Annotated in this window: 7 protein-coding genes; 2 read left to right on the forward strand and 5 right to left on the reverse strand. The window is 54.0% G+C overall.

Annotated elements, in window-relative coordinates:
- Positions 1-50: 50 nt before the first annotated feature.
- The gene (locus tag B036_RS0104380; RefSeq protein ID WP_020567472.1) at positions 51-2,786 is read left to right on the forward strand and encodes a T9SS type B sorting domain-containing protein; all 2,736 of its coding nucleotides are present in this window, start codon (positions 51-53) and stop codon (positions 2,784-2,786) included.
- On the opposite strand, the gene uxuA is transcribed toward B036_RS0104380, so the two are convergent.
- The 5 genes from uxuA to B036_RS0104405 all read right to left on the reverse strand — a co-directional run bounded on the left by uxuA (position 2,770) and on the right by B036_RS0104405 (position 7,020).
- Entirely contained in the window at positions 2,770-3,900 is a 1,131-nt protein-coding gene (gene uxuA / locus B036_RS0104385; RefSeq protein WP_020567473.1) for a mannonate dehydratase, read from the reverse strand. The two genes, B036_RS0104380 and uxuA, sit on opposite strands and share 17 nt — an antisense overlap.
- Positions 3,901-4,034: 134 nt before the next feature.
- Positions 4,035-5,171, reverse strand: coding sequence for a Gfo/Idh/MocA family protein (locus B036_RS0104390; protein ID WP_020567474.1), 1,137 nt, complete (start codon positions 5,169-5,171; stop codon positions 4,035-4,037).
- 126 nt (positions 5,172-5,297) lie between these two features.
- On the reverse strand, positions 5,298-5,486 hold the full coding sequence (locus B036_RS33405; RefSeq protein WP_026231686.1) for a hypothetical protein: 189 nt from the start codon (positions 5,484-5,486) through the stop codon (positions 5,298-5,300).
- A gap of 2 nt (positions 5,487-5,488) precedes the next feature.
- Entirely contained in the window at positions 5,489-5,698 is a 210-nt protein-coding gene (locus B036_RS0104400; protein WP_020567476.1) for a hypothetical protein, read from the reverse strand.
- A 275-nt stretch (positions 5,699-5,973) separates the two neighbouring features.
- Positions 5,974-7,020, reverse strand: a complete 1,047-nt coding sequence (locus B036_RS0104405) for a hypothetical protein (RefSeq protein WP_020567477.1) — start codon at positions 7,018-7,020, stop codon at positions 5,974-5,976.
- A 435-nt stretch (positions 7,021-7,455) separates the two neighbouring features.
- On the opposite strand from B036_RS0104405, the gene B036_RS28050 reads away from it, so the two are divergent.
- Entirely contained in the window at positions 7,456-10,524 is a 3,069-nt protein-coding gene (locus tag B036_RS28050) for a DNA polymerase III subunit alpha (RefSeq protein ID WP_020567478.1), read from the forward strand.
- Positions 10,525-10,707 lie beyond the last annotated feature (183 nt).

The raw sequence follows: 10,707 nt of genomic DNA on the forward strand, positions 1-10,707 counted from the left end.
GCCTCTACGCCCAGGAAATCTGCGATAACGGCATCGACGATGACGGTGACTTGCTCATCGATCTTAACGATACTACTGACTGCAGCTGCCTGCTCCCCGTGGCCGTTCCCAGCCTGTTTCCCAACCCGTCCTTCGAAGAATTCAGCGCGCAACAGCAGGGCTGTACCTCCGGGCAGGTTAACGGCTTGCCCGACGGGCCGGGCCAGATAGACTGCGCCGTAGGCTGGCGACGCGCCAGTAATGCCACTACTGACTTCTGGAATGCTTTCACCTTTTCCGGTGCGGGCCCCGAATTACCACCAGCCCTTCCCCAGCCCCTGCCCGCTGGTACCGGTGTCGCTGGCTTCTGGGCCGAAGTCTCCGAAGCCTATCGGGAGGATGGCTCCGAAGATGGTACTGGCGAGCAACTTGCGGGCTACAAAGAATACCTGGGGGCCTGCCTGCTAGACGGCGGCGCGCTGGCCACTGACCGCGAATACCGCATGGCGATGCAAGTCGGTTTCATGCAAAAAGTCTCGGCCACCTTGCAGGGCGATTATGCCGCCACCCGCATCAAGTCGCCTGCCCCAGCCGTACTGGCCCTTTACGGTGTTCGTGCCTGCGACAGTCTTTACTTCGAAAATACCGACTGCCCCGAACGGTCTGAGGCTCCGGGCTGGGAGCTCATCACCAATTTCCTGGTGAATGGCATTGGTGGAAGCTGGTCGGCGACCACCGTAGACTTCACCCCCGCCTATCCCTACGAAGCCATCGCCGTCGGCCCCGCCTGTGCCAGTCAAAAAGAAAGCGGTAGCTGGCGACACTACTATTTCGTCGATGAGCTCCGGATCAATGAACGTGCTGCCTTCGACCAGGCAATTAGTGGACCGATTCGCGTTACGGGCAACTCAGTCTGTGACGAAAACATCCTGCTGGAGGGAGATACCCGGCCCGGCGCGACCTACCAATGGTATAAAAATGGCGTGGCCATCAACGGGGCTACCTCCCCCGCTCACCGGCCACCACCCGGCCTCGACATAGACGGTAACTATCAGCTAAGGACCTCCTCCCCGGCAGGTTGTGCCGTGTCCGACAACGTCATCATTCAGCGGCCCATCCTACCGGCAGCGTTCGTGAGCGACTCCGTTTCCTTTTGCGGCGACAACAGTTTTCGACTCTATCCCAGCACTGATTTTTTCGCCCGGTATCAATGGTCGGATCTCACCAGACACAATAACTTTCTGGTCACCGAAGCCGGAGACTACAGCGTCACCATCAGTACGCCTTGCGAGCGGGTGGTAGAGACTTTTCACGTTACGGAAAGCGGAGAACAAAGCTTTCGGGCTATACCTTCTCCTGCCGCGGGCTGCCGGGGTGATACTGTCCGCGTTCGTCTTACCAGCAACTGGTTTTACCCCCGTTTTGAGCTAACCGACCAGTACGGTTTTGCCCTCCGTGCAGGTGCCGTCGTCACTAAAGATAGCCTGATATTATATCCACCCCTCCCACCGGAGGTACACATCATCGGTTACCCGGGCAACTGCTCCCCAGACACCGTAAAGCTGTACTTTCCGCTCAGCGGCGAGCTATCGGTAGCCGCAGACATTTTGCCCATAGGCTGCTTACCCGAAGCGGGAAGCATTAGCCTGACGACGGATGCCACCGCCGTATACCAATGGGCCGGGCCGGGCCTGACGCCCGGAACAAACGGCAATGTGCTCAACACCACGGCTGCTGGCGCTTACGCCGTCACTATTAGTGACGGCACGCACTGCCCCTTCACCGCGGAGTATGATCTTCCCTTTAGCGGAGGCTTCCTGGCGGAGCCCGCCCTGACGCCGGATCCTTGTACCAACGTCCACGACGTTACGCTCAAGCCCACGGGTGGGCTTGCCCCTTACACGGTCGACTGGTACACCCGGTCCAACGGACAGTTTGCTACCGATCAAACCACCATCTCCGACTTGCCTTCAGGAGAATACTACGCGGAGGTAACCGAGGATAGTGGTTGCCGACGACGCCTTTCTTTCGCCGTGCCGGAGCTGCCCGTCTTTCGCTTTACCGATATTGAAACCCGAACCGACTGCCGGGGACAAGGCGGAGCCATCTCCGCCCAAGTGGAGAACGGTCTGCCTCCTTACCGCTATTTCCTTGAAGACGGGTCCGGGCAACCAGAGCGCACCTTCGCCGGCCTGGCCGCCGGCATCTACCTAGTAGGTGCAAGCGATGCCAACGGATGCCGCATCTACGGCCCCCCAACCCCACTGTGGCCTCCTCCCGATTTCACCGTTGATGTCGGGCCTGACCTCCTCACCTCCCCCGGAGAGCCCAATCCGCTAAGCCATCAACTAACACCCTCAGACCAGCCGGTCGAAAGCTATGCCTGGCGGCCCTACCCTGGCCTCGAATGCTGGGATTGCCCGCAAGCCATCGCCGCCATCAACGAAACAACTACCTATCACCTTACGATTACGTCTCCTGATGGTTGTACCCGAACTGACAGCCTTACCATCAAAGTCGATAATCTGCCCCGCTACTACGTGCCTACGGCCTTTAGCCCCAATGGTGACGGCATCAACGACGACCTACAGGTTTACCTGGGACCGGGCTCCGAGCAGGTGGAGAAGCTGGAAATTTACGACCGGTGGGGGCAGTTGGTCTGGATACACGGCCCGGACGGAGACCGTTGGGACGGACGAATCAGCGGAAGGAAAGCCGTTCCGGGTGTCTATTCCTACACCGGAGCCATCAAGCTCCGTAACGGAAAAATAGTGGACCTGAGGGGAGCAATTAACTTACTGCGCTGAGCCCCGTACGGAGGCCTTCCAACTCCGCCAGCCCCTTCATCCGGCCATAGAGGCTGTAACCGGGATTGGTGCGGCGTTTTCTGTCGTCGAGGAGGGTAAAACCGTGATCGGGGCGGTACGGTATATTTCTTTCCAGTAAGGGGCGCATGACGGCGGCCATGTCTACGTCTCCAATGAGGTGGCCGCTTTCGGCGAAGCTGGCGTGGGGCCCTTTGGTCACGTTACGGAAGTGGAGGAAGTGGATGCGGTCGGCAAAGGCTTTGGCCATGGCCGGCAGATCGTTGTCTCCCCGTGCACCCAGTGAGCCGGTGCAAAGGCAGAGGCCGTTAGCGGTGGCGTCTACCATACCCAGCAGTTCGGCCAGGTCAGCGTGGGTGGAAACGATGCGTGGCAGGCCGACGACGGGCCATGGCGGATCATCAGGATGAATGGTAAGGTTCACCCCTTCTTCCTCGGCTACGGGTACTACCGCTTCCAGAAAACGCCGGAGGTTGTCTTTGAATACACTCCGGGAGATCTGCCGGTAAGGAGCGACCACCTTGCGGAAAGACTCCAGGGTGAAGCTTTCTTCAGCGCCGGGAAGCCCCTTGAGCATATTGTCCGTTATTTCTTCTTTGTCTGCTTTCGTAAGTGTCTCCCAATGCTCCTGCGCCCGCGCCAAAAGATCTGCAGGATAGTCCTTTTCCGCGCCTTCGCGTTTAAAGATAAAGAGGTCGAAGGCCGCAAGGTCGAGCCCGTACAATGCTACGGTCGTGCCACCGGTAACGGGTACCGTCAGGCGGGTCCGGGTCCAGTCGAGAACCGGCATAAAATTGTAGCAAATAGTGTTGATGCCTTCCGCCGCCAGGTTCCTGATACAGGCCTTATAGTTTTCCAGCAAAGAGGGAGCTTCGGTCATATTTTGCTTGATCCCTTCGTGCACCGGCACGCTTTCCACCACAGACCACGGCAGGCCATCCAGCTCTTTTTTCCGCTGTTGAATAGCCGGTCGGCTCCAAACTTCGCCGTTTTTTACGTGGTGCAATGCCGTAACAGCTCCCTGTGCTCCGGTAGCTTTTACTTCATCGATAGTAATGGGGTCGTTCGGGCCGTACCATCGCCAGGTTGGATACATAGTCAGTTTGTTATTGGCTTAGCCGGTTAATCGGCAAATTCTTTTCTGCGTCAAATATACACACATAAGTTTTACCTACCGCTTCCTGATTGCTACAGGCTGTACCGAAGTTAGTGCTGAATGGGAATCAAACGCTAACTCATAATTGCCACTCGCTTCCCCGTCTCCGCGCTTTCGATGATCGCGCGTATTACCGCGATATCAGCTTTCCCCATGTCTCCGGGTGCCAATACTGGTGCTTTTTGCATAATGGCCAGTGCATCATCGTCCATTTGCAGTGTTTGCTGCTTACCATCGATGGGTGGGCCGAGCACGGTGCCATCACTCGTCATTCCTTTCACCCCGGCGTAGGGCTGCATGGGATCCATCTCATGCCAACCTGACGCTCCTTCGATGCGCAATTTATTCATTTCTTCCACTACGCTGGTCTTTCCGTCAGCCACCAGGCCGTTGGCGTATTCCAGGGTATAGGTGGTGGTAACGTCCACTTCCGTTGGGCGTAGTTGCGTTGCTTCGCGTACGGCTACCGGTGCCATTTGCGTTCCGTAGCGCAAGCCATTTACCGTGTAGACGCCCATATCGTACAGTGCGCCACCGCCCATGGCACGTTGGCCGCGCCAGTAATCGGTTGGAGGGTCTGCACCGGCGTAGCCGGCCAGAGAAGTTGCTGCAGTGAATTCACCAAAAGCCTTTTTCTTACTCAACGCGATGAAAGCCTGGGTATTAGGTTCGTGTAGCATTCGGTACCCGATACTGAGCCGGACGTTATTTTTTTGGCAGGCATCGATGATGTCCTGGCAGTCTTCCGGGGTCATCGCCATTGGTTTTTCGCACCAGACGTGCTTCCCTGCATTAGCGGCCCGCACGGCAAAATCCCGATGCGTCGCCGTTGGCGTAATGATGTAGACGACGTCAATGTCCGGGTTATCAGCCAACTCATCCATCGTGTCATAGCTGTACACATTCTCGTCTTTGACCCCGTATTGCTGCTGCCATTCGGGTATTTTCTCCGGGCTTCCCGTAACGATTCCAGCAAGGTAACAATGTTGTGTGTGCTGTAGTGAGGGCGCTATTTGCCCTTTGGCGTAGCTACCCAGACCAAGGAGAGCAATGCCTAATTTGTTTTCTTTTCCGGGCGCGGACGCAGGTGCAGCGGAAGTTTCAGGTGCAGGCTTCTTCGGGCCGCAGCCGATGAGCATTGGGGGTAGCATCAGCCCCGTCGCTGCTGCGACCGATTGGCGGAGGAATTTTCTGCGATTACTCTTGGACATAGACTCTCTTTGCTTTTATCTGTAATGTAAGGGCTTTACCAGTAAACTATGAACCCGGCCAACGCTGAGTCCCTTGCGTAATATCATGGATGGCAAGAATTTCTTCCTGACAATTCAAAACATGCGCTAACCCGCAAATTTGTTTTTTAAAGCCAGCGCCAGCAACAGGCAGGTGACAATAAGGGCAGCATTGTAGTACCACGGCATTTCGCCATTGAATACACCGTACTTAAGACCAAAATAGGCGCCAAAATAGGCGGCGGTCATTAGCAAAAACAAGCCTATTGAGGGTTGATCACGTTTAGCTGGTTCCATTCTCAAAGTTTCTTTTTATTCCGGAACTGACGGCGGTATTGCCACAGCGCCACCTCCGCCAAAATAACCGCGCCAATCAGTAACCAGCTCTGCCGGCTGGTCATATTTTCACGACCAATAACAACGTATTTGACCAGGAAGTAGATGATGATCGGCAACCAACCGATGAGGCCAAGCCAAGGTGGTGGTACATTTTCGGGAGCGGGATTCATAATACAAAGATAAGCCGTGATTTCGCGTAGCAAAACTCAAACGCCCCGCTTACCATAAGCAAAAAAAAGTCCCAGGCGAAAGCGCCTGGGACTGATATACGACGGTGCTGTCCACAGCGTCTCTCATGAAAAATAAACCTAATTTTAAACGGATACTATTTAGATGTGATTATCACTCTAGCATCTTGTGCGGCAAAGATAAGTTTGTTGTCGGTACAATCGTTTAGGAAATTCCGCGAATTTCAACACATTAAAGAATATAATATTCTCTAATATCAAGACAAAACTCCCGGCTTCTCGAATAGACTTCCGTCGATCCGCCGTTTCGCACCAGCAGCAGACCTACGTAACTGACTGAAATAGCGTTCTTTATACCTCCCTGAGTCAGCAATAAGCGCATCTGAGTTCTCGATAAGGTTCTCGAACCAAATTTCCATTTTTCTTTGAACGTGTTCGTCTGTACTGATGATATAGTCGGGGTTTACCAGGGTGGCGATGACAAATGAATGGTCATTAGACTTTACAATAACGACATTGTTCGTGTTTGTCATCTCATTGTGGTAGACATTGAAGTCGGGGCTGTCGTCGGTAGGCGCCATTCCGGGTAGAAAACGTTTACCAGATTCCGTCATGGCCTCCATGTGGATGATGATCATTTCAATCTCCACGAACATACGCTCAATAAGCTTGGGATCTACTAAGCGGCCGACATCTACGGCGTGTTCGATTTGACGCAGGGTAACATCAAGAATACTAACGGACCAAAGTTCTCTCCCCGGGAGACTACAAATCGCAGGTAGAATACGTTGTGCAATTTCGAAGACTTCCGGATCAATCAATTGCGGGCGAAACTCAACGCCTTTCCATTTTGCGAAGTTCCAGCTCGTCAGCCCATAGACGTACGCCTTAAAAGCCAGCAAGGTAGGCGCCAACAGCTCATAAAAGACTGGAAGCTCAGGGGTTGCATAATCCATTGTCACTCCCTTAAGGCGGGTTATTCCGGCAATTTGCTGTTCAAGATCCCGAAAGTACTCCACCTCAGAAGTTATTTTATAAAGCGCTGCCGGAAAATCCATCGGCCTTGGCCCTGCTTGATCTGCATCGAGACGAATGTCGTATTTCCTGGCCAGCACCATCAGTTCATCGGCACTCAGGGTGGTGTCCCCCCGCAAGCGTCGATAGATTGCGTCTTTTCCTACGTTAAGTATTTGACTCAGTTCATTAACCATCTCACCACGCTTAAGAAAGCGACTTTCCAGTTCTTGGAAAAAAGATCGTTGAAAATCACTAGACGCAAATGCATTCATACCGGAATTACTCATTAGCTTGAAAACCTAAAAACTGAAAAATGAACATGAACGCTAACATTGTTTCTCCCAACCATAGTCACAACGGGATGCTTCCCTATTGAAACCTAAAGTGCAAAGCATCAAGGCCAGCTTCTTATTCGAAAAATGAGACGGCAATAAAAAACTTCTAGTCACTCTTTGCTTGCAATTTAGCACTTTTATAACGGTGCGCAAACATTTTATTTAAAATAAAAACAAAATATTTGTTTTAAAAGTCAAAAACACATTACTTTGTACTCCTATATATACCCAATTGCTTACTAGTTATTAACTTGAGTCTTAGTGCTCAATTGGTTGTTTTCTCGCTCATCCCTTAAAAAGTCGCGTTCTGATGCTGTGTTTTTCTCCCCGCCCCTCAGGCGGAATGGTACTTCTATGTATTGCCCCCTCTCATCAACTCAGCAGGCCATGCACCTAAGCGTTCATACTGCTTTCAGCCTTCGTTATGGGGTATTGATGCCGAAAGACTTAATTGAGAAAGCTGCTGCATGGAAAATAAGTACCCTGGCCCTGACGGATGCAAATAATACCAGCTGTGCTGTAGAGTTCGTCTCCCGATGCCGGGCGGCCGGCATCAAGCCTATCCTGGGGATTTCTTTCTGGCAAGATGGTCAGTGGCTCTACTCCGGTCTTGCCCGCAACGCCGATGGCTGGCACAACCTCTGTGCCTATCTTAGTAAATACTCACTGGCGGAGCAGCAACTCCCCACGGTACCACCTCCAATGGATGATGTATGGATCATTTACCCACGGCTCTGCAAGCCCATCCGGGATTTTCGTGACAATGAGCTACTGGGAATCCGTCCACAGCACGTTAACCGGCTCTTTAGCCACGAGCTACGCAATTTCCAGCACAAGCTGGTCGTCCTCGCACCCGTTGTTGCCATTACCGATGCTGACTATGCCCGCCACAAAACCTTGCGGGCCATCGACCTCAACACCGTGCACACCAAGCTCACCCCGCGCGATCTCGCTCAACGGGGAGACCGGCTACTCCCTCCGGCCACCCTCCGGCAGTTTTATAAGTCTTATCCCGATATTCTCCGCAACACTCAACGCATCATCGACTCCTGCACAGCGGAGTTAGCAACGGGTCTACAGATAAACCGGCAAACCTTCACTGGCTCCAAAAGCAGTGACTACGCCCTGCTCGAAAAACTGGCGCTGGCCGGTGTCACCCGCCGCTACCCCCCCGGCGTCCGCTTTCAAAAGGCACGCCTGCGGGTGGAGCGTGAGCTTGCCGTGATCAAAAAGCTCGACTTCTGTTCTTATTTCCTGATTACCCACGACATCGTCCGCTACGCCCGCGCAGCGGGCTATCAGCACGTCGGGCGAGGCTCCGGGGCCAACTCGATCGTGGCTTACTGCATCACCATCTCCGACGTAGACCCCCTGGAACTCGACCTCTACTTCGAACGCTTCATCAACCCTTACCGCACCAGTCCACCCGACTTCGACATTGATTTCAGTTGGGACGAACGCGACGATGTGACCGACTACGTCTTCAAACGCTACGGACAGGACCATACGGCACTCCTCGCCACCTACTCCACGTTTAAAGGCCGTGCTGCATTGCGCGAGGTGGCCAAGGTTTACGGCCTCCCCAAAGAAGAAATCGACCTGCTCGTGCGCGACCCGCTCGGGCGGGCGGGCAGCGACCTCAAAGTTGCGGAGGTTCTTAAGATCGCCCGGGGGATCATTGGTTTACCCAATCACCTGAGCATTCATGCCGGTGGCATTATCATCACCGAAAAACCCATCCATTATTACACCGCGCAGCGGCTGATGCCCAAAGGCTTCCCAGTGGCCCACTGCGACATGTACCACGCCGAAGACCTCGGCCTGCACAAATACGATGTGCTGAGCCAACGGGGGCTGGGCCACCTCAAGTCTGCCGCTGATCTCGTCCGACGCAACCAGGGCAAGACCGTTGATCTGTATGATCTGAACAAGATCAAAGAAGATCCTCGGGTCAAAGCCATGCTCAAAAGTGGTAATGCGCTGGGCTGTTTTTACATTGAAAGTCCCGCTATGCGGGGCTTACTTACCAAGCTGGCCTGCGATAATTACATCCACCTGGTTGCCGCCAGCAGCATCATTCGCCCCGGCGTGGCCAAGTCGGGAATGATGAAGGAATACATACATCGTTATCACTTCCCGCACAGCTTTGAATACATCGCTCCGGTATTCGAGGAGCAACTAAGAGAAACCTTCGGCATCATGGTTTACCAGGAGGATGTGATGAAGATCGTCCACCATTTTGCGGGTCTGGGGCTGGATGAAAGCGATGTACTCCGCCGCATCATGAGTGGCAAGAAACATGACGGAGATACCTTCGCACGATTGAAAGAAAAGTTTTTTGCGGGGGCGCAGGTGCGGGGGCACGACTTGCAAAAAGCAGAGGAAGTGTGGCGACAGATAGAGAGCTTTTCGGGGTATAGTTTCTGCAAAGCGCATTCTGCCAGCTTTGCGGTGGAAAGTTTTCAGAGTCTTTACCTCAAAGCATATTATCCGTTGGAATTCATGGTCGGCGTGATCAACAACTTCGGCGGATTCTACAAAACGGAGTTCTACGTCCATGAAGCCCGGCTGGCCGGTGCCATCATTCATGCCCCCTGTGTCAACCATGGTCGTTACCTGACGGACTTACGGGGGCGAGACCTCTACCTCGGCTTTATTCACGTTAAGGGTATCTCCGAACAGTTGATTCTCCGGCTTTTGCTGGAGCGGGAGCGCGGCGGCGTTTACCAATCATTGACTGACTTTTGCGCCCGGCTCGAAGTTGACGGCAGCCAACTGGACTTACTCGTGCGTAGCGGTGCCTTTCGCTTTACCGAAAAAACGAAGGCAGAATTGCTCTGGGAGAAAAACGCTGTTTTCAATCCCCGGCTCCGCCGGGAGCCTGCACCCGAACTTTTCGCCGCCGCCGCGCCGCAGCAATATTTTCACCTCGACCTCTCGCCCAACCACCGGTCAGGGCATCCACTTTCCGCCGAAGCACTTGACCAAGCGTTCGATGAACTGGAGCTACTGGGCTTTATGCTTTGCTCTCCGTTTTTGCTGGTTAGTGAACCGAAGAACGAGGTTACTTCCCCTGCTCCTCCTACTTTACCCGGCACCAGCGGCCCCGCCCAAAATCGGCCATCAACCATCAACAATTCCTGGGGAAACCGGCTGAAGCCTAACCTGATCTCCCGCGTTCCGGACGGAGGGACAATCACGCTACGTGCCTACTTCGTTTGTGACAAGGTGGTACCCACCGTCAAAGGAGACCGCATGAGCTTTGGTTGTTGGCTGGATGAGAATGGCCGGCATTTCGATACCGTTCACTTTCCCGACAGCCTGGCCCGCCATCCGTTCACCGGGCGAGGCGTCTATAGGTTACGTGGTCGGGTGATGCGGGAATTTGGATTTCCCAGTCTGGAGGTCTGGGAGATGAAGCGGCTGGCTTATTTGGGGGATTTACGGTTTGGGTGAGGGAGCGGGAAGTGAGTGGGGTACCGTCCCTGGCGATATCCGAGGCTGTGCAGAGCACCTCTACAACTATGCTGCAGCTACATATGGTATCGATGCTAGCTATCCTCGGGATGCGCTCGGGGACCTTCTCGGAGTGCGCGAGGGGATGGGTAGGACAGCACCTTGGGGTGCGCTCGGGGACCT

Source organism: Neolewinella persica DSM 23188 (assembly GCF_000373105.1).
GTDB classification, from domain to species: Bacteria; Bacteroidota; Bacteroidia; order Chitinophagales; family Saprospiraceae; genus Neolewinella; species Neolewinella persica.

Bases quoted from the DNA above. Each gene is read 5' to 3' on its own strand.
- uxuA (WP_020567473.1), bottom strand. From the start codon at position 3,900: ATGTATCCAACCTGGCGATGGTACGGCCCGAACGACCCCATTACTATC.
- B036_RS0104390 (WP_020567474.1), bottom strand. From the start codon at position 5,171: ATGTCCAAGAGTAATCGCAGAAAATTCCTCCGCCAATCGGTCGCAGCA.
- B036_RS33405 (WP_026231686.1), bottom strand. From the start codon at position 5,486: ATGGAACCAGCTAAACGTGATCAACCCTCAATAGGCTTGTTTTTGCTA.
- B036_RS0104400 (WP_020567476.1), bottom strand. From the start codon at position 5,698: ATGAATCCCGCTCCCGAAAATGTACCACCACCTTGGCTTGGCCTCATC.
- B036_RS0104405 (WP_020567477.1), bottom strand. From the start codon at position 7,020: ATGAGTAATTCCGGTATGAATGCATTTGCGTCTAGTGATTTTCAACGA.
- B036_RS28050 (WP_020567478.1), top strand. From the start codon at position 7,456: ATGCACCTAAGCGTTCATACTGCTTTCAGCCTTCGTTATGGGGTATTG.